The 26,958-nt window shown below is 33.1% G+C and carries 26 protein-coding genes; 15 read left to right on the top strand and 11 right to left on the bottom strand.

Going from position 1 to position 26,958, the window contains the following annotated elements:
* Window positions 1-140 precede the first annotated feature (140 nt).
* Window positions 141-557 carry a Holliday junction resolvase RuvX gene (gene ruvX, locus HNP25_RS00175; RefSeq protein WP_184128299.1) on the top strand — a complete coding sequence of 139 codons (417 nt, stop codon included), beginning with the start codon at window positions 141-143 and terminating at the stop codon, window positions 555-557.
* Between the two features lie 102 nt (window positions 558-659).
* Window positions 660-1,412: a shikimate dehydrogenase family protein gene (locus HNP25_RS00170; protein ID WP_184128296.1), complete on the top strand. Its 753-nt coding sequence runs from the start codon at window positions 660-662 to the stop codon at window positions 1,410-1,412.
* 207 nt (window positions 1,413-1,619) lie between these two features.
* Here the strand turns inward: HNP25_RS00170 and HNP25_RS00165 are convergent, their stop codons facing one another.
* The gene (locus HNP25_RS00165) at window positions 1,620-1,841 is read right to left on the bottom strand and encodes a DUF2059 domain-containing protein (RefSeq protein ID WP_184128293.1); all 222 of its coding nucleotides are present in this window, start codon (window positions 1,839-1,841) and stop codon (window positions 1,620-1,622) included.
* 63 nt (window positions 1,842-1,904) lie between these two features.
* Here HNP25_RS00165 and HNP25_RS00160 point away from each other — a divergent pair, with 63 nt between their 5' ends.
* Window positions 1,905-3,278: a hypothetical protein gene (locus HNP25_RS00160; RefSeq protein ID WP_184128290.1), complete on the top strand. Its 1,374-nt coding sequence runs from the start codon at window positions 1,905-1,907 to the stop codon at window positions 3,276-3,278.
* 60 nt (window positions 3,279-3,338) lie between these two features.
* Here HNP25_RS00160 and HNP25_RS00155 read toward each other — a convergent pair whose 3' ends face one another.
* Window positions 3,339-5,078 (bottom strand): sensor histidine kinase, encoded by a 1,740-nt coding sequence (locus tag HNP25_RS00155; protein WP_184128288.1) that lies wholly within the window; start codon window positions 5,076-5,078, stop codon window positions 3,339-3,341.
* 39 nt (window positions 5,079-5,117) lie between these two features.
* Here HNP25_RS00155 and HNP25_RS00150 point away from each other — a divergent pair, with 39 nt between their 5' ends.
* Window positions 5,118-5,759 carry a response regulator gene (locus HNP25_RS00150; RefSeq protein ID WP_184128285.1) on the top strand — a complete coding sequence of 214 codons (642 nt, stop codon included), beginning with the start codon at window positions 5,118-5,120 and terminating at the stop codon, window positions 5,757-5,759.
* 278 nt (window positions 5,760-6,037) lie between these two features.
* Here the strand turns inward: HNP25_RS00150 and HNP25_RS00145 are convergent, their stop codons facing one another.
* Window positions 6,038-6,970, bottom strand: coding sequence for a metallophosphoesterase family protein (locus tag HNP25_RS00145; RefSeq protein ID WP_184128282.1), 933 nt, complete (start codon window positions 6,968-6,970; stop codon window positions 6,038-6,040).
* 259 nt (window positions 6,971-7,229) lie between these two features.
* Window positions 7,230-8,171, bottom strand: a complete 942-nt coding sequence (locus HNP25_RS00140; protein ID WP_184128279.1) for an ATP-grasp domain-containing protein — start codon at window positions 8,169-8,171, stop codon at window positions 7,230-7,232.
* Between the two features lie 358 nt (window positions 8,172-8,529).
* Between HNP25_RS00140 and HNP25_RS00135 the strand changes: the two genes are divergently transcribed.
* From HNP25_RS00135 to HNP25_RS00125, 3 genes are all read left to right on the top strand, one after another.
* Entirely contained in the window at window positions 8,530-9,216 is a 687-nt protein-coding gene (locus HNP25_RS00135) for a response regulator transcription factor (RefSeq protein ID WP_184128276.1), read from the top strand.
* Window positions 9,217-9,279: 63 nt separating this feature from the next.
* Window positions 9,280-10,113, top strand: a complete 834-nt coding sequence (locus HNP25_RS00130; protein ID WP_184128273.1) for a UDP-2,3-diacylglucosamine diphosphatase — start codon at window positions 9,280-9,282, stop codon at window positions 10,111-10,113.
* Window positions 10,114-10,125: 12 nt separating this feature from the next.
* On the top strand, window positions 10,126-11,289 hold the full coding sequence (locus tag HNP25_RS00125) for a glycosyltransferase family protein (RefSeq protein ID WP_184128270.1): 1,164 nt from the start codon (window positions 10,126-10,128) through the stop codon (window positions 11,287-11,289).
* Here the strand turns inward: HNP25_RS00125 and HNP25_RS00120 are convergent.
* Window positions 11,244-11,708, bottom strand: a complete 465-nt coding sequence (locus HNP25_RS00120) for a type II toxin-antitoxin system VapC family toxin (protein WP_184128267.1) — start codon at window positions 11,706-11,708, stop codon at window positions 11,244-11,246. The two genes, HNP25_RS00125 and HNP25_RS00120, sit on opposite strands and share 46 nt — an antisense overlap.
* Complete coding sequence (locus HNP25_RS00115) at window positions 11,709-11,912, bottom strand: hypothetical protein (RefSeq protein WP_184128264.1); 204 nt, start codon at window positions 11,910-11,912, stop codon at window positions 11,709-11,711.
* Window positions 11,913-12,157: 245 nt separating this feature from the next.
* Here HNP25_RS00115 and HNP25_RS00110 point away from each other — a divergent pair, with 245 nt between their 5' ends.
* On the top strand, window positions 12,158-12,694 hold the full coding sequence (locus HNP25_RS00110) for a C40 family peptidase (RefSeq protein ID WP_184128261.1): 537 nt from the start codon (window positions 12,158-12,160) through the stop codon (window positions 12,692-12,694).
* Between the two features lie 35 nt (window positions 12,695-12,729).
* Here HNP25_RS00110 and HNP25_RS00105 read toward each other — a convergent pair whose 3' ends face one another.
* Both HNP25_RS00105 and HNP25_RS00100 read right to left on the bottom strand, forming a co-directional pair.
* On the bottom strand, window positions 12,730-13,053 hold the full coding sequence (locus tag HNP25_RS00105) for a hypothetical protein (protein WP_184128258.1): 324 nt from the start codon (window positions 13,051-13,053) through the stop codon (window positions 12,730-12,732).
* A complete protein-coding gene (locus tag HNP25_RS00100) occupies window positions 13,050-13,925 on the bottom strand; it encodes a pirin family protein (protein WP_184128255.1) in 876 nt (291 codons plus the stop codon). Before HNP25_RS00100 ends, HNP25_RS00105 begins: the two co-directional genes overlap by 4 nt.
* Before the next feature lie 488 nt (window positions 13,926-14,413).
* On the opposite strand from HNP25_RS00100, the gene HNP25_RS00095 reads away from it, so the two are divergent.
* From HNP25_RS00095 to HNP25_RS00080, 4 genes are all read left to right on the top strand, one after another.
* On the top strand, window positions 14,414-14,938 hold the full coding sequence (locus HNP25_RS00095; RefSeq protein ID WP_184128252.1) for a hypothetical protein: 525 nt from the start codon (window positions 14,414-14,416) through the stop codon (window positions 14,936-14,938).
* Between the two features lie 164 nt (window positions 14,939-15,102).
* Complete coding sequence (locus HNP25_RS00090; protein ID WP_184128250.1) at window positions 15,103-16,479, top strand: AAA family ATPase; 1,377 nt, start codon at window positions 15,103-15,105, stop codon at window positions 16,477-16,479.
* The gene (locus tag HNP25_RS00085) at window positions 16,454-17,149 is read left to right on the top strand and encodes an RloB family protein (RefSeq protein WP_184128247.1); all 696 of its coding nucleotides are present in this window, start codon (window positions 16,454-16,456) and stop codon (window positions 17,147-17,149) included. Before HNP25_RS00090 ends, HNP25_RS00085 begins: the two co-directional genes overlap by 26 nt.
* 155 nt (window positions 17,150-17,304) lie before the next feature.
* Entirely contained in the window at window positions 17,305-18,693 is a 1,389-nt protein-coding gene (locus HNP25_RS00080; RefSeq protein ID WP_184128244.1) for a GH1 family beta-glucosidase, read from the top strand.
* Between the two features lie 83 nt (window positions 18,694-18,776).
* Here HNP25_RS00080 and HNP25_RS00075 read toward each other — a convergent pair whose 3' ends face one another.
* Both HNP25_RS00075 and HNP25_RS00070 read right to left on the bottom strand, forming a co-directional pair.
* Window positions 18,777-19,532 (bottom strand): LytR/AlgR family response regulator transcription factor, encoded by a 756-nt coding sequence (locus HNP25_RS00075; RefSeq protein WP_184128241.1) that lies wholly within the window; start codon window positions 19,530-19,532, stop codon window positions 18,777-18,779.
* Window positions 19,533-19,664: 132 nt separating this feature from the next.
* Window positions 19,665-20,693, bottom strand: coding sequence for a sensor histidine kinase (locus tag HNP25_RS00070; RefSeq protein ID WP_184128238.1), 1,029 nt, complete (start codon window positions 20,691-20,693; stop codon window positions 19,665-19,667).
* A 319-nt stretch (window positions 20,694-21,012) separates the two neighbouring features.
* On the opposite strand from HNP25_RS00070, the gene HNP25_RS00065 reads away from it, so the two are divergent.
* Both HNP25_RS00065 and HNP25_RS00060 read left to right on the top strand, forming a co-directional pair.
* Window positions 21,013-23,544, top strand: a complete 2,532-nt coding sequence (locus HNP25_RS00065) for a TonB-dependent receptor (protein WP_184128235.1) — start codon at window positions 21,013-21,015, stop codon at window positions 23,542-23,544.
* Window positions 23,545-23,600: 56 nt separating this feature from the next.
* Window positions 23,601-24,170 carry a YceI family protein gene (locus HNP25_RS00060; protein ID WP_184128232.1) on the top strand — a complete coding sequence of 190 codons (570 nt, stop codon included), beginning with the start codon at window positions 23,601-23,603 and terminating at the stop codon, window positions 24,168-24,170.
* A gap of 137 nt (window positions 24,171-24,307) precedes the next feature.
* Here HNP25_RS00060 and HNP25_RS00055 read toward each other — a convergent pair whose 3' ends face one another.
* The gene (locus tag HNP25_RS00055) at window positions 24,308-25,015 is read right to left on the bottom strand and encodes an NUDIX hydrolase (RefSeq protein WP_184128229.1); all 708 of its coding nucleotides are present in this window, start codon (window positions 25,013-25,015) and stop codon (window positions 24,308-24,310) included.
* A 688-nt stretch (window positions 25,016-25,703) separates the two neighbouring features.
* Here HNP25_RS00055 and HNP25_RS00050 point away from each other — a divergent pair.
* A complete protein-coding gene (locus HNP25_RS00050) occupies window positions 25,704-26,633 on the top strand; it encodes a sugar phosphate isomerase/epimerase family protein (protein WP_184128226.1) in 930 nt (309 codons plus the stop codon).
* Window positions 26,634-26,958 lie beyond the last annotated feature (325 nt).

The following is a 26,958-nucleotide window of genomic DNA, read 5'->3' as shown; positions in this document are numbered from 1 at the left end:
CGATAAAATGATGTAACTTTGTAAGATTATCAATCAACAATACTTCATCCTTAGCTTTCCTATTCAGAAGAAAGATTTTTCAATTCAATTTCTTTCTCTTGAATATTTAAAAGAGTAATGGTTGAAGTAATTCAAATACAATGGGAAGAATTTTAGCCATCGATTATGGCAGTAAAAGAGTAGGTTTGGCAGTAACTGACCCTTTAAAAATCATTGCTTCTGCTTTAGATACCATTCATAGTAAAGATGTCTTGGAATTCTTGAAGACCTATGTTGCCCGTGAAGAAGTAGAAGCAATGGTTGTGGGAATGCCCGTAAACCTAGATGGCGAAGACACCAACAATACGCCACAAGTAAAAGGCTTTGTGAAAGGTCTAAAAAAAGCATTTCCTGAAATGCCCATTCATTTGCATGATGAACGTTTTACTTCGTCGATGGCAATGAGTGCGATGATTGCGAGCGGATACTCTAAAAAAGACCGCCGTGAAAAAGGAAATATTGATAAAATCTCTGCGACAATCATTTTACAATCTTTCATGGAAAGTAAAGGAATGTAATTAATTGAGCGTTTGAATGAATGATTTAGTGATTAATACATTCAAAAACAACAATTTTCAACAAAGCTTATAGCGTACGCTTCAAGCCAAAAAACAATCAACATGAATCTTTACGGACTTATTGGCTATCCGCTTGGACATTCATTTTCTAAAGGATACTTCACTGAAAAATTCCAACAATTAGGCATTGCCGACACCCATACTTATGAAAAATTTGAATTAGAAAACATTCAAGATTTTCCTGCTTTATTGAAAAGTAATAGTCCAGCACTGAAAGGTTTGAACGTTACCATTCCGCATAAACAAAACGTTATTCCATTTTTGGATGCAGTAGATGAAGCCGCTTTAAAAATCGGTGCGGTTAATACCATCAAAATCATGCCTGATGGTTCTACTAAAGGTTTCAATACTGATTATTGGGGTTTCAGATGGACTTTAGAAAAGTGGGCGGATTTTCAAGAAATCTTACCTCAGAAAGCTTTAGTGTTAGGAAAAGGTGGTGCAGCAAAAGCAATTATTCAAGCTTTGCAAGATTTGGGATTAACAACACAATATGTATCAAGAACGAAAGAAGAAGACACCATTACTTATGAAGAATTAACTGAAGAAGTAATGAAAGAACATCTTTTTATCGTGAATACTACTCCTTTAGGAATGTATCCTAAAACAGAAAACTTTCCAGCAATACCATATCATTTATTGACAGATAAGCACTTGTTGTATGACATCGTCTATAATCCATTAGAGACTACTTTCTTAAAAAAAGGAATGGAAAATGGGGCAAAAGGTGTTCATTTCGGTTTAGAAATGCTTCACGGACAAGCAGAAAAAGCTTGGGAAATTTGGAATACATAAAACAATGTTCCCAATTACACGGCTTGTTTGCCAAGTCACAAAGCTAGATTCCTTAATGGGTTTTAATTTTTATTAATAAGAATTAGGAAATCGAGGAAGATAAATTCCATTTATTCTTTATAAATAATTCCGTAACACGGATTTTCATTCCGTCATAAAATCAATAAAGTGCATAAAAAAACACGAGTTGGAAACTCGTGCTACGGTTTATTTATTTTCTTCTTCTTCTTCGGTTTCTTCTTCTTCGCCTTTTTCTTCTAGCATTTGTTGATATACTTTCTTACCTAGCTTCTCTCCAAATTCTTTACCCATTTGCATGGAATCAGCTAGGATGAGTGGTTGTTTTTCAATTACTTTTTTCCCTATCGGACTTTCATGATATGCTATCAGTTCTTTTATTTCACTATGGGTGAAATACTTAGTGTACAATAAGCGTTTTTTAGTAGCTTTGTGAAATACCTTATTAATTCAACTTGTAACATTTCTATCACTATGAAACACTCCGTTTTTTACATCGTACTGTTATGTACTTTTTTTACCCTTTCAAACCTTCGTGCACAAGTACAATTTGACAATTTCCCTTCTTATGAAAAGTTAATCTCTGAAGCCCAAAAAGACAAAAAACTCATTTTTGTTCAATTAAATGCAGCCACTTGTAATCAATGTAATGAAGTAGCTCAACAAGGGCTTTCTAGCATTATTTTGAAAGAAAAATATGCACTCAATTTTATTGCTGTTTCAGTAAAAAAAGAAGATGAAATCTTTAAACAAATCAACGAAAAAAATCAACTAGAGAACTTTAATATGGGTTCTATTTTTTTAGATGCTGATGGATTTATTTTACGAAAAGCAAACTCTACCAATTCAGATCCTACCTTTTATTTAGAATTAGCTGATAAAGCCATTAAACTTTCAAAGAACAATCCTTTAAAAGAGTTAGAATTGAAATACAAAAAAGGAGATAGAAGCAAAGAACTAATTAGAAAAATTATTGAAGAAAGAAACAATTTTGATATCGAAGCTTATGAATTGGTGGATGAATACCTTCAGATGCAAACTTTAGCAGAACTTTCAACGATTGAAATGGCTAAATTCATCACAGTACAAGCTTTACCACTGAACAATATTGGTAGAAAACTCTTGTTAAATCTTTTTTCTAAAAAAACTGTTGATAGCTTATTTTTTACTTATTCTTTAAAAGAAAGAGTAAATATTAACAACAAAATCATACAAAGTACTAATGCCATTGCAATGAAAAATAAGGACAAAGCTTTGGCATATCAGATTGGTGGTTTTATAGAAAATGTCAATACTGATGGTTTTGAAAAAGGAAGTTTCAAAAAGTATAGTTATCTACTTAGCTTCTTTGAAGCTATTAAAGACACTACTGCATATTTAAGAGATTCTCAGGCTTTTTGTGATTATTTGTTGATGAATATATCGGTAGATAATTTGAAAAAAAGAGAAGATAAAGAACGAAATGCTATACTTGATACGAAGAAAAAAGAGCAAAATGGTATCGCAGTCGTGTCCATCACATATACTCCTTTTTTCATGGGTTATGCCCGACAATTGAATAATGTTGCTTTTTCTTATTATAAATATACCAACAATTCAGAAAACTTATCAAACGCTTTAAGATGGTCGAAGAGGTCTATGGAGATCTACGAAGCACTTTCGCCTGATGTAAATCATAAACAAAACCCAATGATGATGGATACTTATGCTTGTTTACTTTATAAGACTGGAAAAAAAGAAGAAGCGATTCAATGGGAAACAAATGCGGTAGAAACTTTAAAAAAATATGGTCAAGAAAGTAGTAGTTTAGAGAAGACTTTAGACAAAATGAAAAGAGGAGTTTTGTAGAAAAGAGTAATTTTAACGCTCAATACTGAATCGAAAACATTTAGTATTGAGCGTTTTTTATCAAACAAAAGGAATTGAAATCGTTACAGAAGTACCAGCCGTAGGTTCTGAATGTAAAGTAATAATGCCATGCAAATAATTTACTCTTGAGCGAATATTGTTCCAGCCATTATTTTCGGGTTGGGCTTTGCTATCATCAAAGCCTTTTCCATCATCTTCTACCGTAATTGTCAAGGTTCTTTCTTCTTGATAAACAAGCTGAATCAGGATTTCAGAAGCATCAGCATGTTTGAGGGCATTTGTCATCAATTCTTGAATAATTCTAAAAATCATCAAGCTACTTTCAGGCGAAATCTCAAATTCTTTCCCAAAATGTTGAAAGATAATATTCGGTGAAGTACTGTTTTGTTTTAAAATCAAATCATCAATCGAACGAATTAACCCAAATTGTGTTAGTGCATTGGGTTGTAAATTACTTGAAATAATACGAACTTCAGCACAGGCATCGTCTATCATTTCGGCAATTTGGTCTTTAGAAGTATTGATGTTTTCAGTCTGGAATTTAATTCTGGACAACAAAGTACCTAAGCCATCATGAAGTTCTTGCGAGATGCGAAGTCTTTCAATTTCTTGTCCGTTAATCAAAGCACGAAGTGTTTCGATTTGAATATTTTTCTTTACTTTCTCGGCATCCAAACGATTGAAGCGTTGTCGGCTAAAATAGGCATAAGCCAGCACACTAATCAAAAGAATCGCCAAAATAATCAAGACTATATACATTTGTTGGCGAATCAAAAGTTTATCTAATTCAATATCAGCAAGTTTCTTTTCTAAAGCAATTTTAGAAACTACCATACGCTGTTTTTCCAGCAAATTATATTCGCTAAAAGCACGAACATCGCTTTCCATTTTAGAGAAATAGATTTCTTCAGTAGTTTTTCTAGCCTTATTCATAAAGTCGTAAGCCTTCTGGAAATTCTTTTGTTTGAAGTAATAGTTTTGTGTTTCATAATACACTTCCTTTTGTAATGGTAACAAAATGCTATTGCTTTCAACAATTTTTTGACTTTCTAGTAAGGCTTGCAACCTTTCTTCTTGATTATCAAGTGCATCTAAGCATTTAGATTTTACATATAGAGAAAGAGCCTCCAACCAATCAATTTGTAATTTTTTACCTATTCTATAACTTATTTCAGCATGTTTCAGCGACTCGTCGTAGTTTGCTATACGATAATAATAATCTGAATAAGAAGAATGAAGTCTTCCTTCGTATGCCTCATCTTTTACTTTTTTGTTAAGCATTTCAACCCTATCAAGAATTTCTTTTACGTTTTTAAAATTATTCTCGTGAATATCAATATTGGCTAAATTCACTAAATGTCCAATTTCACTAATTGGTTGATTTTTTACTCTGAAATAATCAACAGCACTTGTAATGTATTCTTTTGCGTATTCTTTGATAAAAGGTCTATCCATAAAGTAAGAACCCAAAGCACCTCGAATATTGTAAAAATTAGCGGAATCTTTCATTATTAAAAAACACTCCATACTTTTACGGAGGTTCGTAAGCGGAGAATAATTGAGTCCGTACTGTTTCTCTTCACTTTTGGCATAACTCCAATAAGTATAGGCAAGCCCAAGCGTATCTTTTTTGTTTTGATATTTTTGTAGCAGTTGGTCTAATTGAGTTTTAGTATAGTTTTTACTTAAACTAGGGTACTCATCTTGGGAAATTGCAAAAGAAACCTTGAGAAGCAAAAATAATATTGTTATTTTAGGAGATAAAAGGAGGTTCTTCATATTAGTATAAATATACATTTGCCAAATATTAATCACGTAATGATACGCATTTTATTAGTTGATGACCATAAAATTTTCACAGAGGGAGTAGCTTCATTGTTATCACCTATTTCAGATTTTGAAGTAGTTGGTGCTTACAAAACAGCTGAACAAGTTAAGACTTTTTTAGCTGCAAATAGCATTGATGTAGTCTTGTTAGACATCAACCTTGGCGAAGACAGTGGCTTGGATGTTTGTAAGTATATTTCAGATAATTATCCTACAGTAAAAGTATTGGCGATGTCGATGTATAATGATGAAAGCTTTATCACGAAAATGATTAAAAATGGTTCTTCGGGCTATATTTTGAAGAACACTGGTACGGAAGAATTACAAAAAGCCATTAGAACAGTTTACGAAGGTAATACCTACCAAAGTGAAGAAGTGATGAATATCATCATGAGGGGATTAACTCGACAAAAACAACAAGAAAAAAGCCTTTATCAGATTCGTTTTACCAGAAGAGAAAGAGAAATACTTGACCTTATCGGAAAAGGTTTAACCACAAAAGAAATTGCCACAACACTTTTCATCAGCGACAAAACCGTAGAAACGCACAGAAGTAATTTATTAGCAAAATTTGAAGTAAAAAACGTAGCAGGACTTATCAAGCTTGCTATTGAATATGGGTATTTGAAGTAATTGTGATTGAGTGAGTTGTGAATTAGTGAATGCTTTTGGTCTAAAGAATAATTTGGTTATTAAGTCATAGACTATATTATTTTCTGGCAATAAAAAATAAGCTTTAATATTAATAAGAAGAATACTTGTAGCGGTAACCTTTACGGTTACCGTTTCTTATTTCAGCAATTGCCAAACGGTAACCGCAAGGGTTACCGCTACAAATTATTCTCAAGAAAAATCTATTAGATTATACCTGATAATTTACTAATTCACAATTCACTAACTCACAACTACAACTAATAGCTCACATAATTATTAGTAAACGAACCGTCGTCGTATAAATCAATTACTGCATAACCCGCTTCGGTATGTTGGTATTTTCCAAACCACCATCTACCCGAAACAGCACCATTACAACAATACGAAACACCATTATAATCCACACGGTCACTTAAATGTATATGTCCTGAAACAGCCAGTTTTACATTTTTATGGTCATGAAAAAGTTCAGCTAATTGTTTGGAATCAGTGTGCATCCAACTACCTGGTACTTCCCAACGCCCATCTTTTTCTTTCATGTTGTTTCCATCAAAAAATACACAAGCTGCCAAAATAGGAATGTGCGAGATAACCATCGTTGGTTTATTGGCTGGTAAAACTTTAAGGTCTTTTTTCAGCCAGTCAAATTGCTCTTCATCAACATTGGCTGTGTACCAAGAACCATCTTTCTTTTTCTGAACACTATCCAACATCACAAAATGCCAATCTTTATTATCAAAGCTATAATAACGTTTGTCAATTCCCATTTCGTCCATAGCCCATTTTTTACCATCTTCAAAGCTAGTTTGGCTATCACCTTCACAACAAATGTCGTGATTACCAACGCTATGAAAAATAGGTAAAGAATTTTCAGCTTTCAGGACATCATTGAATAAATTCCACTGTTTTTTTACATTCCCTTTTCTGTGTTTATGGGCATCCATCACACAATCTCCAGAATTGATAATCAAATCAGGTTTTATAACATCTTGAATATGATGCAAACACTTAGCAAAACCTTTTGAAGAATTTACCAAAGGAATCGCTTCCTCAATGTGTACATCTGTAATATGAGCTACTCTTAAAACTCTTTTCGGAGTATTTGTTTGCTCTTTTGCTTTTACAAAATTCGGAATGGATAAACCGCCAGCAACAAGCCCCATCTGGCGAAGTAAATCACGTCTTTGCATCTAATTTCAGTTTGGTTTCGCAAAGATTACCTTTTAAGATAAGCTATTGGTTGTCTGACAATTAAGCCTTTGTAAACTTTACTGATGAAATGTAAAGGAATTGTAAATAAGCTATAAGCCTTGAGCAATGAGCTATGAGTTTTTAGCAATGAGTTTTGAATTATCAACTTAAATACTCACTTTTAAAAGGTTTACAGCGAAAGTCTCATAACTAACTTTTCAAGGCTAAAATAAAATCTCAAGGCTCACAGCTCACAGCTCAAAGCTCATAACTTACAGCTCGTAGTTCATAGCTAAACGCTGATTGAGTCATCAATAAAATTCTACGGAAAAGTTCTTTCAAATCAATACCTTCATTCAAAGCAATACTCGGCAAAAAACTACGAGCATCTAAATTGGGCATTGTATTAATATCCAACACATAAATTTCACCATTATGAATACGAATATCTGTTCTAGACATTCCTCTAATTTTCATGGTTTTGTGTAAAGTCAGAACTTTTTGCATAATTTCCTGACGGATACTTTCTTCCAACGCTGGATTTAAGATTTTTTCAGTTACTCCATAGGCTTGTCCTGCTATATATACTTCTCTGTTATCATCAGGACGAATCTCTAAAGGCGATAAAGCCATATAATCAGTTCCATCTTCATTCGGAATTACCCCAACTGTAAATTCACGCCCTGTAATATAAGGTTGAATAATGTAGTCCTCTTTCTCCATCAAAGTCTGATAAGGTATTTCAGAAGCATCAAAAACCAACATATTCAAATGCAAACTTCCCATGCGATGTTTTACAATATAGCGTTCGTATTCTAAAGAAGCGACATCGCTGAGTTCGATAATTGGAGGTGTTTTTACTTGTATTTCTTCACAGATTTGTGGAAGATTCATTTTGTCTTTCGCTAAAATTTGTACTTCATAAGTACTAGCAGTGTGCTTGATAGCATGGCTATCTAACCAACGGGCAATATCCGCCTGACCTGCTTCTCCGAAACCATAACATACATTAAAAACCACATCGAATTGCTTTAAGAAATCAGCAAACTCTGTCGTAAAACCCACAAAATGTGTTACATAAGGATAATAACTGTCGGGTGTAGCTTTCAAGAAAGTAGCAATGGTACTTCCGAAAATATTTTCTTTCCACGGTGTGAAAGTGGAATCAGAATAAAGGAAAATAAGTTTTTGGGCTGACATGATTTCATGGTTAATATTAGAAATCGAAAATAATAGACGTTACAAGCTTTAATGATTATCAAATAATTATGGATGTATTAAGTTTTAGTACGAATAATTTCTTTTACAAAAACGTAAAGTGCTGTTAATGATATGATTATATTAGAAAACTATTTTTGTGGCGTAAATTAAAACAAATCATCTCATGCAAAAAGTAGGACGTTATCTAGGCGTTTTTCAACGCAATTTTACTTGGTTTATGACATCTATGTTTGTTTCATAATAAACATAAAGAAAACATAATTCAAGCTTAACACTGAGATAATCTTAGGGCAGTAAGTTTGATTAAAATTTATCAAACTTTTTAAGATTATAAAAAATGATTGACCTATCTCTGAAAATCTTATTGGTTGACGACGACCCAGATATTCTAGAATTACTTGAATACAACCTACAAAAAGAAGGTTTTCAAATCCGTACAGCCGAAAATGGTCTTCAAGGGATTCAAGTAGCTCAAGATTTCTTGCCTGATATGATTCTGATGGACATTATGATGCCCGTGATGGATGGTATTGAAGCTGGTAGAATCATCAAACAATCTAAAGAATTGAAGAATACTTATCTGATATTCTTGACCGCCAGAACAGAGGAATATTCGGAAGTCGCTGCTTTTGATATTGGTGCAAATGATTATATCATCAAGCCTGTTAAGCCTAGGGCTTTAATTAGCAGAATCAAAGCTGTTTTCCAGCGAAATATTGCTGAAACCTTAGAAGAAGAAAAAGTGGTTTTGGAGGATTTAATCATCAATCGCCAGAATTACTCTATTGCTGTAAAAGAATCTTCTTGGACTTTACCCAAAAAAGAATTCGACTTGTTGATGTTCTTTGTAAGTAACCCTAATAAAGTCTATACCCGAGACGAAATCCTTTCTAGTGTTTGGGGAAAAGGCATTCACGTTACAGAACGCACTGTTGATGTACACATCCGCAAGATTCGTGAAAAAATCGGAGAAGATTATATCCGTACTATCAAAGGAGTAGGTTATTTGTTTTCAAGAAACTAATCCTTAACAATCCTTTAATATTCTGGCAACCATCTTATTAAAGTAAAATAACAACTTTGGATTATGAAAACGCCAAAGCAATATAAAACCGTCATCATTTCTGATGTTCACCTAGGCTCAGAAGGTTCAAAAGCTAAAGAAGTAACAGCTTTCTTGAAGAGTATTTCCTGCGAAACCTTAATCATGAATGGCGATATTATTGATGGTTGGCAACTGAAAAAAGGTGGTTCTTGGAAGAAAAAACATACTGCTTTTTTCAGAACTGTCTTGAAAATGATTGAAAATCATAATACCAAAGTAATTTATTTGAGAGGTAATCATGATGATTTTTTAGACCAAATCATTCCTTTCCAATTAGGAAAATACTTTATCGTTCAACGTGATTATATTTTACAATCTGGTTCAAAAAGCTTCTTCATTACTCATGGAGATATTTTTGATTCGGTTACTTCACAAATGAAGTGGCTCGCCTACCTCGGCGATATTGGTTATAATTTCCTTTTATCTACCAATAAACTATATAACCAGTACCGTAAGTGGCGAGGTTTTGCTTATTATTCTTTTTCTCAGAAAATTAAACAAAGAGTAAAAGAAGCGGTAAACTATGTTTCGGATTTTGAAGAAAAACTCATCGAATTAGCCAAAGCAAATCATTGCGAGGGTATTATCTGTGGACATATCCACAAACCAGACATTCGTTTGATTCAAGATATTACCTATATGAATTCGGGCGACTGGGTAGAATCATTAACGGCTTTGGTTGAAGACTACCAAGGTAATTGGGATTTACTTTATTTACTCCAAAATACACTGGATTTAGAAGAAGAAGTAACAGATGAAGTAATAGATGCCGAGGCAATGAAAACTGCCAAAGGAATTTTTATGAGTATCTCTTAACATACAACCAATATGAGCAAGTATTTATTCGTCGTGCAAGGAGAAGGTCGTGGACATTTAACACAGGCTATTTCTCTTTTTGAAATCCTGACTGCCGCAGGGCATGAAGTGGTTTCTGTAATGGTTGGCATGGAAGACAATCGTAACTTACCAACTTTCTTTACAGATAAAATAAACGCTCCGATTAATACTTTTGCTGCTCCAAGTTTAGTTTACGGACAAACCAAAGCGGTGAAAGTTTGGGATACTATTAAAACACATTTGTTAAAATTTAGCAAGTATCGTAAGAGTATTCAATATTTAGCAGAAGAAGTTAATACTCATCGCCCAGATGTTATCGTGAATTTTTATGATATTATTTGTGGATTGTATGCACAATTTCATCGCCCGAATATCCCAGTTGTTTGTGTTGGACATCAGTATTTATTACTTCACAATCAATTTATTACTTTATCTGATAAAAAAATAGACCGTTTATTATTAAACCTCAACACCCATCTTACCTCTCTAAATTCAACAAAAAAACTAGCATTATCTTTTGTAGAAATGCCCGAAGATAATGCTAACAATATTGTGGTAACTCCTCCGCTTTTGCGTGAAGAAGTAAAAGCCTTACAACCTACTACAAAACCTTATTTTCTAGCCTACATTACACACCATAAATTAGCCGAAGATATTATCAATTGGCATGCAGAACACAGAAATGTGGAAGTACATTGCTTTTGGAACAATCGTGAGTTTGGCAATGAATGGAATTGTCATGAAAACCTTACTTTTCACCAAGTAAATGCCGATAAGTTTTTGAATATGATGCAAAATTGTGCAGGATTAGTTTGTACTGCAGGTTTTGAGTCTGTTTGTGAAGCAATGTATTTAGGAAAACCTATCATGATGGTTCCTGTCCCAAACCATATTGAACAACAAATTAATGCTTTAGATGGCGAACGTGCTGGTGCTGGCATTGCTGATACTACTTTTAACTTCTCTCGTTTTATTGAATACCTTCCTCAGCACCAAAGTATTGCTAACACTTTTCAAGCTTGGCAAGCACAAACAGCCAGTATTTTTTTACATACTTTAGAAGAAGTAACCAAGAAAGAAATTGAGATTTATACTTTCAGAAGAACAACTCAATTGGCAAGATATTTCCGTAGGTCTTTGGGTTCTAGTTTGTAGCGTTGGAGGAAGTAATTATTGAGATGATCAAAGTCTGCATCTGTAGTGACTAGCGTTAAATTTAACAAAGAGGCTGTAGCGGCAATCCAAAGGTCATTTTTACCCATATTTCTGGATGTTTTATGAGGGAATTCTTGAAAACTTGGATGATTTCTTTGACTGAATGCGTCGATATTGATATAAGAATCAATCAATATATCTGTCAATTCTATTACAGTAACATTACTGAAAAGATATTCTAAAGAAGTCAACTTAACACTTCCCCAATTATTTTGAAAAGCGATAGATTGTACTTCAGCAATACTCGCAATTGAGATATAAATAACTTCAGCATTTGGATTTAATAGTTCAACTGCTCTCACTGGATTTGTCGAACGGGCAATTGAGATAATGATATTGGTGTCGAACAGTAAATTCATCTATCTGTTTTTTAACGTCTTCAGTGCTTTTTTATATTCTTCTTCTGTTAAAGGTTCTCCTACTGGCATATCTTTTAAACGTTCTGGCGTATGCCCCGTCAACTTCCCAAAAGCAGTCGTGCCTCCAGCTGCAATGATTTCTTCTGCGGAATAGGTTTTTACTTTCTTGAAAATATATGGCTTATTTGTTGAGTCAACTTTCATGAGTTCTAAAGGATGATATACTTGTAAATATAACAAAAATTTCAATGGCTTCTATTCCTATTTTTACTCTTTTGAAGGTAAAATCTTTCAGCATTTTCAAGATGAATTATCAATTTTGATATACTATAATCTTTAAAAATCAGTTAAAAGCTTATCGACAATTGGATAAAATAAAGATAAACGTTTTCGTTTTTGAACTTTTTTAACTAATTTAGACACTGAACTCAGACATCATACCCAATATTATGCTGAAAAAAGCTTTATTTACCATCTTTTGTATTGGAATTAAATTTGTTTCTTTTGGACAATTTACTCCTTCCGATTCGACCCACAAGAAGTCTAATCAATTCACTTTCGGTACAGTAAATAATCTCCTTGACTTCGCTAATGACCACCTTCATCTGAGGTATCGCTCAGGTGGAACTTCCAAAAAAGGTTTTGATTGCTCTGGTTTTGTTCGCTATTGCTTTAAAAACTTTGGGATGATTTTACCGCATGGAAGTGCTGCTCAAAGTCTATTGGGTTACTCTGTTTCCAGAATTGAAGCCCAGCCTAGTGATTTAATTTTCTTTAAAGGACACAATGCCAAAGGGAAGAGAGTCGGTCACGTCGGAATAGTTACCGAAGTAACCGACAAATATATTAAGTTTATTCACTCAGCTTGGAACGGTGGTGTTCGTTACGATTATTTAGATGCCGCTTATTACCAGAAAAGATTCATGGGTATTAAACGTGTAATGAATCCTGCTGATGCTAAGAATATTAAGATTGAAAAAGATTAGTATAATTGTGATTAAGTGAATTAGTGATTTTTATATCACCTTTCATTAATTTCTTTCAGCTTTTCAATAACCTGCATAATTTCGCAGTATAATAAACCACTTCCTCCTCCGTAATGCTGAACTATGGGTAAATTAGGATTGATACTTTGAAAGTATTCTCTCAATTTATTTTCAGATGCCTCTTCTATTCCGCTTCCTAACAGAACCATATCATACCTTTTTTCCTTGCATAGTCTGCACGATTCTTCGTCGGTCAAAGCACCTGTAGCTTGCCAAGCTTCATTTTTGTTGATTAATCTCAATACCGTTTCATGAATATCAACATTCCTTCCGATTACTAATATTTCGAATTTTCTCATAACGACATCGGTACTTCCATTAATAAAATTTCCGCATCTTGACTATTTGCTTTTATTTGCAAATGATCAATATCCCAAACACCAAAACCATCTCTTTGAGCAACCGTAAAACCTTCAATGTCAAAACTTCCACTCAATACAAAAGCATAAACGCCATTTCCTTTTTTCTTGATTTGATATGTTTTGGCAAAACCTTCATCAAATTTTCCTAAGTGAAACCAAGCATCTTGATGAATCCAAACACCTGCATCTTCTGGATTGGGTGATAAAATCTGTTGAAGATTATTATGTCTGTCATTAACATCTAAAGTAATTTGGTCGTAGCGAGGAGTAATATTCTTTTTGTTCGGGAAAACCCAAATTTGTAGAAATTTCACCAAATCATTTTTACTTTCATTATATTCAGAATGGTAAATGCCCGTACCTGCACTCATTGCTTGGATGTCTCCTTTTTTGATGACTGCCACATTTCCCATGCTGTCTTTATGTTCTAAATTCCCTTCTAAAGGAATAGAAATAATTTCCATATTATCATGCGGATGCGTTCCAAAACCTTTTCCTGCATCAACACGGTCGTCGTTCAAAACCCTTAATACACCAAAGTGCATACGTTCAGGATTGTAATAATTGGCAAAACTAAAAGTATGATTACTGTCTAACCAACCATGATTAGCATGTCCACGAGAATCAGCTTTATGAAAAACAGAATTTTCTAAAATCTTAGAAGGTGTATTTGGAATATGGTTGAAACCAATAATATCAAGTTCTTTCAACTCATCAATATCGTTTTTAATAACATTTCCCAAAGCAGCAGAAGCTGCAAAAATACCTGTACCTGTAATTCCTTTTTGTATGAAAGTCTTTCTGTCCATCGTCTTGTTTGTTTTCTTGTCTCAAAATTACTGCGACGATACTTCCAAAACATTGAACTAGGACAAGATTACACTTTCTACTTAAAAAATTTATTGGCATAGTTTAATGAACAGACTCAACTGTGCCAGTTGATTTATTTAATGCTGATTAAAAATAAATAAAATATCAATGACTAAAATTCTATTAAAGCATCTAACTCTTTGAGTGATTTATGAAAATTGAAACAAGTAATTTGTAAAAAGATAAGTTTATCAAACTATAGTTTTAGCTAATTGATTATTGGTTATTTATAAGGTATTAGGTTTTTTAATAAGTAAAAACTATCATGAATTTTCAGAAGTCAGGATATAACCTACAGTATTATTACTTATAAGTAGTATTAGAGACTATACGATGAAGAAAATTATTATTAAATTTGCCAATCTTTTTGAATAGATTTTACGTACAGTAAATAGTCAACAACTTTCATACAAGCAATCGAAATATTATGGAAACAAAACTTAACAAAGACCAAAAAATAATTCTCAACAGCATTGGTTATTATCAAATTATAGGAGGTATTACATCCATTGGCTTTGCCATTTATCAACTATCACAAACCAATGTTATTAATCAAACAATAGCAATTCTTTCGATATTTTGTTTAGCTGTTAGTGCTTTGTCGGTGTATAGTGGGCAGTTACTTGTAAAAGGAAAACACAACAAAGGCTTACAATTTTCATTGCTTAGTCAAGTATTACAAGTCTTTAATTTTACGCTTTCTGGCATCACTTTTAAGTTTGTAGCAGGTATCATGTTATCGTTAGGCATTAGTTATACCGAAACATTAAAAGTTATCTCAGGTTTTTCCCTTGCTGAAAATACACTCAACTTTAATGCAAGCGATAATTCAGTCATTATCTCCATAAATATTGTAGCGTTGATTTTAGTTTACATTATTGATAAAGTACAAAATGACATTGAAGACAAAGAGATAGCACTTGAGAATGAAGCGAATAAAACGATTTATTAAATACAAATTTCAGCTTCAATTGAGGGTACAGTTGTTTTTATGATTCATTCAACCATAAATAAAAGCCAATTGCATCTCATAAAATTCAAAATGTATTATCAAATTCTTGATAATGATAGGATAAGAAATCAAAACAATATAATTTGCGTGAAAATTTCACGAATATGCTAATCAGATTTGTATTAAATAATGTTTTGTCTTTCGGTAAACAGAAAGAGTTTAATCTATTTCCTAACAAACGATTAGGGACTCTGAAAGAACATATCTATAAATTTCAAGATTTTGAGGTATTGAAACTATCTGCTATATATGGGGCTAATGGAGCTGGAAAATCTAATCTTATTCATGGGTTGGCTATGCTGAAATATTTGGTTTTAGAAGAACATATTCCATCAAAATTAAAAAATGGACAATTCAAGTTTCAAGAGAATAAATCAGATACTCCTCAGTTAATTGCCATTGAATTTATGCAGGATGATATTACTTTTTACTATGGTGTTGAGATAATAAATGGCATTATTTCAACAGAAGAGCTATATCAATCCGGATTGGGAGTAAAGGAAGACGTTTTAATTTATGAACGAAAAACAGATTCTTTTGAAAAAACAAGTATTCAGTTTTCAGAAAAGTTTGAGAAAGATGAAAGGAGTCAAATCATAAAAGAAGTTTTACTACAAGAGTTTGTTAAGCCAAACAAACCTATTTTAAAATTACTTGCGAATAGAGATAATGAAAATCTGAAAATTATAAAAAAAGCATTCGGATGGTTTGAAAACTCTTTGAAGATCATCAAACCTGACACTAAAGCAACAGCTTTGCCACAAAGAATAGATTTAGATAATAAATTTAAAAACTTTGTCGATGTAATTATGAGTTCTTTCAATATTGGCATCACAGGCTTATCAATTCAGAAGATACCCATAGAAGATTACTTTGGTAAAAATGACCAAGATGAGCTTGAGAGAATTAGAGAGAAAATAGATGAATCTGAAAATAAAGTAGTTTCTGCTCGCCTAAATAATGGTGATGAATTAAATTTTGTCAAAGAAAATAACCAGATTTTTGTAAAGAGAATACAGCTTAGCCATAAAGGTGAATCATCAATGATTGCTACTTTTGATATGAATGAAGAATCCGATGGAACTACCAGACTATTAGATTTCACCCCTGCTTTTGAAGGGCTAATCAGTGACAATAAAGTATATGTGATTGATGAAATTGAAAGAAGCATTCACCCACTGTTGATTAAAGAGTTAGTGAAGAAATTCTCGTTAGATACTGAAACTAAAGGACAGCTCATATTCACAACTCATGAGTCGAATTTGTTAGATCAAGAGATTTTTAGAATAGATGAAATTTGGTTTGCAGAAAAAGATGATACTGGAAGTACAGATTTATATTCGTTAAGTGCTTTTAAAGAACATAAAACAATTGATATTCAAAAAGGGTATTTAAATGGTAGATACGGCTCTATCCCTTTCTTAGGAAATTTACAAGACTTAAACTGGCATCATAATGTTACTACGAAACAGACCGTTTGAACGAGAAGAACCAGAAAGAAGTGCCACAAAAATCTACATATTTTGTGAAGGTAAAGATAGAGAATTTAAGTATTTTCAGTACTTCGAAGGTATTGATTCAAGACTAAACCTTATTGTACATGAATTAGATTCAAGTGATGATAATTCTCCTAAAGGTTTATGGCTGTTAGCACAAAATTCTCTGATAAAAAGTGATGAAAATTTAGAACCTAAATATGATTATCGAGAAGGTGATAAGGTGTGGATTGTCTTAGACACAGACGAAGACAATACTAATAGCCGAAAACCACAATTAATAGATTTAAGAGCCTATTGTGATAAGCTAATGAATTGGAATATTGCTCAAAGTAATCCGTGTTTTGAGGTGTGGTTATATTATCACCAAGAAAAAAGTAAACCAGATTTTGAAGGCTTAGAAGTATCTAATAAATGGAAGTCATTTGTAGGTAAAATAGTTAAAGGAGGCTTTAATCCTCGGAAACATCCGATTCTTATTCAGTATGCGATTAGGAATTCCGAGCCACATTTTCAAGTCAATAATGATGGTTTTCCTGTCCTTGCAACTACAGAAGTTTTTAAACTTGCTAAAGATATTTTAACCATTGGAAAAATTAAGGATAAGATTAATAGTGAGATATTGAAAAATAATGAAGAGGAACTCTTCTCATAGCTTTTTTACTCTGTTTTAGGATTTCCCAAAGCTTAAAATCAAAAAGAGTGTGCATTCTCAATCAGTTTAATACACCCTAATTTCCCCTCCAAAAAATTTAACATAACAATAACGATTTTTATACTTACTTTTGCAACCCAAAATTTTAGGTCTAAATGCAAGAGAATCAATATATTAGTTTGTCGCCCACTTCAATCGTTCAAGAAAAGAAATTTTCAAAAGAGGCTTTCGGGAAAGATTTTGCTTGGGGAATAGCCATGGCTGCTTTCCAAAACGAAGGTGCTTGGGATAAAGATGGTAAAGGCGAATCTATCTGGGATAAGTTTTCTCATAAAAATAAAATCAAAGATAAGCAAAACGCTAAAGTAGCTTGCGATTTCTATCATCGTTTCGAGGAGGATATTTTACTGGCAAAGTCGCTCAATTTCAATACTTTTCGTTTTTCTATCGCTTGGACTCGCATTTTACCCCACGGTACAGGCAAAGTAAATCATGCAGGATTGGAGTTTTATCACCGAATAATAGATTGTTGCTTAGAGAACGGTTTAGAACCCTACGTTACCTTGTATCATTGGGATTTACCACAGACTTTAGAAGACAAAGGTGGCTGGACAAACCGTGATATTATCGAATGGTTTTCGGATTATTGCGAAGTTGTTACTCGTGAATTTGCCTCAAAAGTAAAGTATTGGTTAGTGCTAAACGAACCCGCAGGTTTTACAGGTTTGGGTTATATGACGGGTTATCACGCACCCGGTCGTTTGGGAATGCGAAACTTCTTGCCAGCCGTGCATCATGTAGCCATGTGCCAAGCCGAAGGTGGAAGAATTATCCGCAAAAATGTACCCGAAGCAGTGATTGGTACTACTTTTTCGTGTTCATTTATCGAGCCTTTTACCGATAGCGACAATGATAAACGTGCTGCCAAACGCATTGATGCTTTGTTGAATCGTTTGTTTCTTGAACCTACTTTGGGTTTGGGTTATCCTGTGCATGAGTTGCCTTTTCTACAAAATATGATGAAAAAGTACGTTCATGCTGGCGATATGGAGAAATTAGCTTTTGATTTCGACTTTATTGGCGTACAGAATTATTTTAAATTGGTAGTGAAAAGTGCCTTTTGGATTCCATATTTGAAAGCCCTTGAAGTAAAACCAAAAACCAGAAAAATTGATACTGTAACGGATTTAGGTTGGGAAGTATCGCCTGATGGAATGTATAATATTTTGAAACAATTTGGTGAATACAAAGGCATTAAACAAATCATGGTGACGGAAAACGGTGCGGCTTTTAAAGATGAATTAATTGACGGAAAGATAAACGATAGCGAAAGAGTAGCTTTTTATCAAAGTTATTTACAACATATTTTGAAAGCCAAACAGGAAGGAGTAAATATAAATGGATACTTGGCTTGGACACTCACCGATAATTTCGAGTGGACAGAAGGTTATATACCAAGATTTGGTTTAGTTCACATAGATTTTAAAACGCAACAAAGAACTGTGAAGGAATCGGGTAGATGGTTTGAGGAATTTCTTAAATAACAATTTGATGATTTGGAAATTTGAAGATTTGAAAATGAAATAGGATGTTTCAAATCTATCATTTTCAAATCTTCAAATCCGCATCATCTTTCAATAAACTCCTTAAAAGCCTTTCTATAAGTATCAGAAATCGGTAAAAATACTTTGCCGATTTGTACTTTTTCTCGGTGAATAGATTCTATCCATTCTAAAGCAACGATATATGAATTGTGTATTCTGACGAATTGTGTTTCTGGCAATTGAGCTTCCAAAGCTTTCAAAGTTTGTAAAGCCACTACTTTTTGCTGAGTAGTATAAATAGTTACGTAATCTTTCAAGCCTTCAATATACATAATCTCAGATAGGCGAATCTTTACCAGTTTTGTGCCATCTTTTACAAAAATAAAAGCCTGTGTTGCATCTGCTTGGTTGATGATTACTTCTTTGATTACCTTTTCTTGTATAACAGGCACTTGTGGCTGTTGTTGATTAGGAACGGTAGTATTCAATCGTAAAGAAGCTTTTTCTACAGATTTTAAGAATCTTTCAAAGGTGATGGGTTTCAATAAATAATCCAATACATCTAATTCATAGCCTTCTATGGCGTATTCAGAATATGCCGTTGTAAGAATTATCAAAGGCTTTTTCTGTAAAATCTTCAACAAAGTAATGCCTGTAATCTCGGGCATTTGTATATCCGAGAAAAGAATATCAACCGTATTATCTCTAAGAAAATCTAAGGCTTTTAATGGGTCTGAAAAAGATTGTACTAATTGTAAGTACGGCACTTTCTTCACGTAAGTTTCCATTAAACTACGAGCCAAAGGTTCATCTTCAACAATGATACAAGTATGGGGCATCTTTTTTAATTGTGAGTTATGAGTTGTGAATGAGTGATTATTTCAATTGTGATTGAGCGAATTGCGAATAAGGGAATAATGTTTTAATTAAAATCACTAATTCACTCAATCACAATTCACAATTAAAGCCCACTAAATCAAAAGTGTCAGCTTTACTTTATAATCCGTTTCTCCGTCTTCGACGTCTAATTGGTATTTGTTAGCGTAGCTTAAATCTAATCTACGACTAACATTTCTTAAACCAATACCCGATTTTTCATGATTGGAAGACTTCAATTTACTGTTTTCTACCGTATAAATCAAAGACTCATTGCTCACCAATAATTTTATAGCAATAAAAGCATCGGTAGAATTATTACTGACACCATGCTTGAAGGCATTCTCCAGAAAAGTAATCAGAATTAAAGGGACAATTTGTGCTTGTGTGATGTTTCCTTCAATTTCCAAACTAATTGGAATTTGGTTGTTCAAACGTAGTCTTTCAAGACTTATATAATTTTCGATGTACTCAATTTCTTTGCTCAACAATACTTTTGCATGATTGGAATCATAAATCATATAACGCATCATTTGTGATAATTTAGCAATTACTTCGGTAGTATTTGGCGAATTGGTAAAAGCTAAATAGTACAGATTGTTCAACGTATTAAACAAAAAGTGCGGATTGATTTGAGCTTTCAAGAAAGTAAGTTCCGCTGTAAGCTTTTCGTTTTCTACTTCTTTTCTTTTGGCTTCTAACTCCAACCAATCTTCTGCAAACTTTAACATCCCTACGAAAATGACAATGAAAAATGTTCCTACCGAATGTTGAATGACAAACTTTGTGGTATAGAAGTAGCCGATATGGATATTATGAGCCATCTGAAACCTCTTTACATAAACATAAGCTGTTATCAGAATAGCAAATAGTGGAAGGAATTCAAACAAATAAGCTATTAGGTTTTTATTCTTTAAAAAGCGTGGGAGAAAAATAAAGTAATTGATATAAGCGACCAACGCTACAAAACCTACATGAAGTAAGGAAATTACCAAAGCATCTACTAAATCGGATTCCTCACCAGGCTTGGTGAAACTAACTTGATAATAAAAGAAAGAAAAATACACACACCAGAAAGACAAGTGTATCAGTAAAATTCTATTTCGTTGGATATAAGCTTGCATATTTTTATAATGAATAATAATCAGTTTGGTATAAGTACAAATCAAATTTCTGTAAAAAAACTTATATATACTCTTTTGAGGATACAGAACTAGTTTAATTGTCTAAACTATTGGATAAGTCAACTATTTTATCCGATACTTCTCCTCAAAATCCCGACAATTCCTCTTTATCGTGCATGAGTCCGACTCGTCGATTTTCCTTCCCAGATTGTCTATCGCTGATTTTCCTTTCATTTTATTGTACTTGTTTTGTAGCAGGAAATTCACAAAGACCAAAAAATCAAAAGCGTTTTCGATACAAATCAAATATTTTACGACGATGAAAAAATTATTAATATTATTCCTAATCATTTTCACAAGCAGTGAAATCGCATTAGCCCAATTCGGAGGGCCACCAAATGGAGGTGGTGGAGATGGAAATGGTAGAAGACAAACTACTCAACAAGCTACACCAAGTTTTGAAATCAATACTCCTAAAGGAAACTCTAAAATCTCAGGTTTTATCATTGACTCAACGGTTACTAATGCGGTAGAATTTGCCAATATTTCATTAATCAATATTACTACGAAAAAGCCAGTTGATGGAACAATGGCTGATGAAAAAGGAAAATTTTCATTAACGAAAGTAGCTGTTGGGGATTATAAATTAATGATTTCATTCATCGGTTTTGAAAGTAAAACCATCGATAATATCAAAGTAGAAAAAGGGAAAGATATTGACTTAGGCGTGTTGAAATTAACACCCATCTCACAATTACTTGATGGAGTAACGGTTACGGCTGAAAAGTCATTGATTGAAGAAAAAGTAGATCGCTTGGTTTATAATGCTGAAAAAGATATGTTGGCAAAAGGCGGAGACGCTTCGGATATTTTGAAAAAAGTACCCATGCTTTCGGTAGATTTAGATGGAAACGTTTCGTTAAGAGGAACAACAAATATTAAAGTATTAATTAATAACAAACCTTCTACCATCGTAGCAAGTAGTATTGCTGATGCTTTAAAAATGATTCCTGCTGATTTAATCAAAACGGTAGAAGTAATTACTTCGCCATCAGCTAAATATGATGCTGAAGGTTCGGCGGGGATTATCAATATCATTACTAAAAAATCATCTATTGAAGGTTTGACGTTGAATGTTGATTCAGGCGTTGGGCTTCGTGCTTCAAACTTAGGCTTAAACGGAAGTTATCGTAGTGGTAAATTAGGAGTTACTTTGGGCGGTTTTGGAAGATTATCCTACAATAAAGCAGGTACTACTTTAGAACAATCTTCTGTAAGAAATGGCGTCAGCCAGTTAACACAACAAAGTTCTGATGCAAAAGATAATGGACTTTTTGGAAGATATAATTTAGGTTTCGACTATGAAATTTCGAAAAGTCAGTCACTTAATGCTTCAGTGGCTTTTGGTACAAGAAATATGGAGCGTAACCAGAATTATTTAACAAAGCTGTTTTTAGATAATTACCTTAGTTCTACTTCTTATAGAGACGTTGACAGTAAAGATTTATCCAATTCAGTAGATGTGAATTTGGATTATATAAAGACTTTTAAACCACAACAAGAGTGGTCGATTTCTACACAATTCAGTCAAAACAATTTGACCAATAATTTTGACGCTAATATTTTGAATGGTGCTAGTGAGTTATTGAGCCGTCAGAGAAACATTAATGGTAATACTAACCGTGAGATTACAGTTCAAACAGATTATCAAACGCCAATCAAACAAAACCAAATGTTTGAAGTAGGCTTAAAAAGCATTACTCGTCAAGTAGATAGCGACTATCAATATTTATATGCTGGAAGCACAGGTGGTTTTAGTACAGATGCAAACAATCCTGCGGGTTTGTTGAATTATAAGCAAATGATTTCTTCGGGATATGTTTCTTATACTTATTCAACCAAGAATAAATATACTTTCAAAGTTGGAACACGTTACGAATACACAACGATTGATGCTACAACTGATAAGAATTCAATCAATATTCCATCTTATGGAAATTTGGTGCCAAGTATTAATATTTCTAAAAGTTTAGGTGGTGCAACTTTGAAATTGGCTTACAACAATCGTATCCAACGTCCGGGTTTACAACAATTGAATCCGAACTTCAATGCTTCAAATGCACAAAACATTACGATTGGTAATCCAAGCTTAAAACCAGAAGTTACTAATAATGTTGAGTTAAGTTTGAGTAAAAATATCAATAGAACGTATTTGAATGTATCGGTATTCGGTCGCCAGACGAACAATTCAATTGTAAGAATTAGTACTCCTTCTGATACTCTTGCTGGAGCGATTGTTACAACGTTCCAAAATATCGGTAAGCAACAAACTTACGGAGCGAATATTTTCGGAAATACTTTTATCACTCCGAAGTGGTCGTTGAACGGAGGAATAGATATTTATTACAATTATTTAGAAGGACAAGCAGCTAATGCAACAGGTGGTTATTCATTGATTAATAATTCAGGAATAGTAATTTCAGGAAGAATTACGTCACAAATACAATTAAATAACGGTTGGGGCGTTCAAGCATTTGGTGGTTACCGTGGAAACCAAGTACAATTGCAAGGTTCACAAAGTGGAATGGGAATGTATTCTGTTGGTGTAAAGAAAGATATTAACAACAAAAAGGGAAGTATTGGCTTAGCAGCAGAGAATTTCTTTGGAGGAATGTCGATGACTTCAACGTTGAATACCGCTCAGTTTAGCCAAATAAGTGTGAATAATATTTATAACCAAAATATCAAATTAACATTTAGTTATAAGATTGGTAATATGAAGTTTGTTGAACAGAAAAAGTCGAAATCTGTTAAAAATGATGATGTAAAAGGTGGAGAATCGAATAATTAAGAATAAAATTTGTAATTTTAAACGTTAAAGTAAACCAATCTAATCAATCTAAAACAATGAAAAAAATAGCAATCTTAGTAACAACAATTGTTGTATCAGTGACATCATCGTTTGCTCAAAAATGGAATGTTGATAAAGCTCACTCTAAAGTTGGTTTTACGGTAACCCATTTAATGCTTTCAGAAGTAGATGGTAATTTCAAAACTTTTGATGCAACAATTACTTCATCAAAAGAAGATTTTACAGATGCTGTTTTTGAATTGTCAGCAGATATTGCAAGTGTTGCTACTGATAATGACATGAGAGATGGTCATTTGAAAAAAGCAGATATGTTTGATGCTGAGAAATTTCCAAAATTGACTTTCAAAAGTACTTCTATCACGAAAGTTGATGCTAAAAAATTTAAATTAGCGGGTAATTTAACAATCAAAGGAGTAACTAAACCTGTAACGCTAGATTTAACTTTGAACGGTGTTGGTAAAAACAACAGAACTCAAAAGCCAATTGCTGGGTTTAAATTAACAGGAACTATCAAACGTACTGATTTCGGCGTAGGCGGAATGCCATCAGCAGTAGTAAGTGAAGACATTGAAATCAGAGCAGTAGGTGAATTCGGTAAAGAATAAAATTAAAGGAGTAATTAAGTATTATTTCTCTAAAAATATAGGCAATCTGGAACACACGTAAAGTTGTGTTTTTGATTGAAAAAAGAAAGGCTTGCTGTTCTACGGCAAGCCTGTTCTCTTTTATGATAGTGAGTAAATTACTTTCCAGTGAATCTATACAAATAAGGTGCTTTATTGGCTGCTCCCGTCATTTTTTTATCTAATCTTTCCAAAATTCCCAAGCTTAACATTTTGCGTTGAAAGTTAGTGCGGAGTAACTTTTTATCTAAAATAGTTTCGTATAAATTCTGCAAATCATTCATCGTAAATACTTCTGGTAAAAGGTTAAACCCAATCAGTTTTTCATCCAGAAAGAAACGCAAAGTTTCTAAAGCTTTTGATACCATTAATGAATGGTCATAAATTAAAGTAGGAATTTCTTCAATATCATACCATTCGCAAGTATCTGAATGCACATCTGGTGTTGGCGTTGCTTTCGTAAAATCTATCAAAGCATAATAACCAATCGAAATAAAGCGACGCATCAAAAAATGATCAGGCTCAATAATATTTCCACCAGCCGCCATTGCAGATTTCATTACTTCATCGTCACGTCTATTTCTATCACCAAATACATGAAATTGTTCTAAATAAATGTTCGTCAAACCAGTACGTTCTTCTAAAATTCTTTGTGCTGCTTCTTCTAAATTTTCACTTTCTTTGATAAATCCACCCGGAACAGCTAACCAGTCTGTACTTTTAAAATTCAATAATAATATTTTTAATTGATTGTCATGAAATCCAAAAATCACGCAATCAATCGAAATGCCTGGAAGATAGTCAACAGCACTAATTAGATTACTCATAAGCTTTTTTGAGATGTTTAAGCGAAATTTTGATAAATGTAAAGAAAAATTTGGTAAGATAAAAAGGTTCAATTATCATTGTACCTCAATGATACAATAATTTTAATACTATTTAATCTTAAAAAATAAATATGATTTTTTTTGAGTATTTTGCTTAGTACTTTGTTAATTAGGTTTTTAACCAAATTAATAAAATGAAAGTGAAAGTTCAGATACTTGCCGATTGCCTTATCAAGTATTATATATCATAGAGTACGTAAGACGTAAAAAATACTTTAAATACGTTCATTATTTAGCGATTTCAACTGTAAAAACTAAATTTTATAGAACACCTTGAAGTCAATCATTGGCGTTGAAATAGTATAAAGAACTAGATTCATTAAATAGACAACTTATCCTTAAGTATTAAGAATAAATAAATTGAGAATATAAACCTATGAGGATTTGAGGTAAAATCTCTTATTTTTAGTTAATCATTAAATCCTTATAGGTTTAACTAAATACTTAAAAGAAATAAAGTGCAACTATAAATCCCCCGACTCATGCCTGCCCTAGGGCAGGCGATGTCAATAAATATCTGTAAATATTCTTGTATCCAATTTGACAAAATATTTGATTCGATAAAGTGAAATCACTACCAGTAACGGCTTATCTTTTAAAATTTGATAACAATACATAACCTGAAACTATGCAAAATAGAAGAGACTTTCTTAAAAACACAGGATCTTTAGCAATTGGCGGAATGCTTATACCGAATTTGGCAGAAGCATTTGCTACTAAACTTACTCCGAAAAATTTTGGTGTGCAGTTATTCACAACGATGTCGATTATCGACAAAGATGTAACAGGGACATTGAAGCAAATTGCTGGAATTGGTTATAAAGAGATAGAATCAGCTTTCAGTATGAAAGGTGGATATTATGGTATGAAACCAAAGGAATTTGCAACAGTAGTGAGTGATTTGGGCATGACTTGGCAAGCACATCATATTATGGGTGCACCTTTCAGGATGCCAGCTCCCAAACCAGGAGCACCCGTAAATCCGAATGCTGAAATGTTGAAAAAAATGCCACCGATGAAATCGTTAATGAACGATACTCAACAGGTAGTTGACGAAGTAGCAGAAGGTGGAGCAAAGTATTTGGTATGTGCAAGTATTCCAGTGAAGACATCGGAAGACATTAAATCGTCTTTAGAGATTCTTCAAAAAGCAGGAGAAGCTTGTAAAAAAGCAGGACTTACTTTTGTTTATCATAATCACACGGCTGAATTTGAAAAAGTAGATGGTCAATTACCTTTCGATATTTTTACTTCTCAAATCAGTGCTGATTTATTGAAATTTGAATTGGATTTAGCTTGGGCAACGAAAGCAGGCGTAAATATTCCAGCATTGTTTACCAAACATCCAAGTCGTTTTCCTTTGTTTCACGTAAAAGATTTGAACAAAGAAACCTTGTTGCCTGTAGAAGTAGGAACAGGAATTGTTGACTTTAAATCAATTTTTGCTGCTGCTGATACTGCTGGTGTAAAACATCTTTTCATTGAACAAGATGGAGCACCATCACCAATTGATAACTTAACGACAAGTTTTGGTAATTTAAAGAAGATTACAGCTTAATAGTTAATCAAATAATTTAAAAAAAATCCCACAAGCAATATCATATCGCTTGTGGGATTTTTTTGTTTTAAGCTATAATTACAGCCTGTAACACGAGTTTCTAACTCGTCCGTTCAAATCTTTTACGAGTTGGAAACTCGTGCTACAGAAAAGGTAATTTTTGTATTTTTCTGCAATTCGTCTTTTATGGCACCTAATACTTCTTTGCCAAAGTAAATCTTGTCTTTTTTGTCAAAAACCAAGGGTAAACCCTTGATTTTTAAATCAGGGGAAAGCCCTGATTTATATAGTACAAATTAAACCCAATTTTGTGCTATTATTTTTT

This window comes from Arcicella rosea, from assembly GCF_014204325.1.
Taxonomy (GTDB): domain Bacteria; phylum Bacteroidota; class Bacteroidia; order Cytophagales; family Spirosomataceae; genus Arcicella; species Arcicella rosea_A.
Note: the sequence above shows the minus strand (reverse complement) of the source record. Positions and strands in the feature narration are given on the sequence as shown.

Excerpts from the sequence above, each read along its gene's own strand:
- ruvX (WP_184128299.1), top strand. The coding sequence starts at position 141 with ATGGGAAGAATTTTAGCCATCGATTATGGCAGTAAAAGAGTAGGTTTG.
- HNP25_RS00170 (WP_184128296.1), top strand. The coding sequence starts at position 660 with ATGAATCTTTACGGACTTATTGGCTATCCGCTTGGACATTCATTTTCT.
- HNP25_RS00160 (WP_184128290.1), top strand. The coding sequence starts at position 1,905 with ATGAAACACTCCGTTTTTTACATCGTACTGTTATGTACTTTTTTTACC.
- HNP25_RS00155 (WP_184128288.1), bottom strand. The coding sequence starts at position 5,078 with ATGAAGAACCTCCTTTTATCTCCTAAAATAACAATATTATTTTTGCTT.
- HNP25_RS00150 (WP_184128285.1), top strand. The coding sequence starts at position 5,118 with ATGATACGCATTTTATTAGTTGATGACCATAAAATTTTCACAGAGGGA.
- HNP25_RS00145 (WP_184128282.1), bottom strand. The coding sequence starts at position 6,970 with ATGCAAAGACGTGATTTACTTCGCCAGATGGGGCTTGTTGCTGGCGGT.
- HNP25_RS00140 (WP_184128279.1), bottom strand. The coding sequence starts at position 8,171 with ATGTCAGCCCAAAAACTTATTTTCCTTTATTCTGATTCCACTTTCACA.
- HNP25_RS00135 (WP_184128276.1), top strand. The coding sequence starts at position 8,530 with ATGATTGACCTATCTCTGAAAATCTTATTGGTTGACGACGACCCAGAT.
- HNP25_RS00130 (WP_184128273.1), top strand. The coding sequence starts at position 9,280 with ATGAAAACGCCAAAGCAATATAAAACCGTCATCATTTCTGATGTTCAC.
- HNP25_RS00125 (WP_184128270.1), top strand. The coding sequence starts at position 10,126 with ATGAGCAAGTATTTATTCGTCGTGCAAGGAGAAGGTCGTGGACATTTA.
- HNP25_RS00120 (WP_184128267.1), bottom strand. The coding sequence starts at position 11,708 with ATGAATTTACTGTTCGACACCAATATCATTATCTCAATTGCCCGTTCG.
- HNP25_RS00115 (WP_184128264.1), bottom strand. The coding sequence starts at position 11,912 with ATGAAAGTTGACTCAACAAATAAGCCATATATTTTCAAGAAAGTAAAA.
- HNP25_RS00110 (WP_184128261.1), top strand. The coding sequence starts at position 12,158 with ATGCTGAAAAAAGCTTTATTTACCATCTTTTGTATTGGAATTAAATTT.
- HNP25_RS00105 (WP_184128258.1), bottom strand. The coding sequence starts at position 13,053 with ATGAGAAAATTCGAAATATTAGTAATCGGAAGGAATGTTGATATTCAT.
- HNP25_RS00100 (WP_184128255.1), bottom strand. The coding sequence starts at position 13,925 with ATGGACAGAAAGACTTTCATACAAAAAGGAATTACAGGTACAGGTATT.
- HNP25_RS00095 (WP_184128252.1), top strand. The coding sequence starts at position 14,414 with ATGGAAACAAAACTTAACAAAGACCAAAAAATAATTCTCAACAGCATT.
- HNP25_RS00090 (WP_184128250.1), top strand. The coding sequence starts at position 15,103 with ATGCTAATCAGATTTGTATTAAATAATGTTTTGTCTTTCGGTAAACAG.
- HNP25_RS00085 (WP_184128247.1), top strand. The coding sequence starts at position 16,454 with ATGTTACTACGAAACAGACCGTTTGAACGAGAAGAACCAGAAAGAAGT.
- HNP25_RS00080 (WP_184128244.1), top strand. The coding sequence starts at position 17,305 with ATGCAAGAGAATCAATATATTAGTTTGTCGCCCACTTCAATCGTTCAA.
- HNP25_RS00075 (WP_184128241.1), bottom strand. The coding sequence starts at position 19,532 with ATGCCCCATACTTGTATCATTGTTGAAGATGAACCTTTGGCTCGTAGT.
- HNP25_RS00070 (WP_184128238.1), bottom strand. The coding sequence starts at position 20,693 with ATGCAAGCTTATATCCAACGAAATAGAATTTTACTGATACACTTGTCT.
- HNP25_RS00065 (WP_184128235.1), top strand. The coding sequence starts at position 21,013 with ATGAAAAAATTATTAATATTATTCCTAATCATTTTCACAAGCAGTGAA.
- HNP25_RS00060 (WP_184128232.1), top strand. The coding sequence starts at position 23,601 with ATGAAAAAAATAGCAATCTTAGTAACAACAATTGTTGTATCAGTGACA.
- HNP25_RS00055 (WP_184128229.1), bottom strand. The coding sequence starts at position 25,015 with ATGAGTAATCTAATTAGTGCTGTTGACTATCTTCCAGGCATTTCGATT.
- HNP25_RS00050 (WP_184128226.1), top strand. The coding sequence starts at position 25,704 with ATGCAAAATAGAAGAGACTTTCTTAAAAACACAGGATCTTTAGCAATT.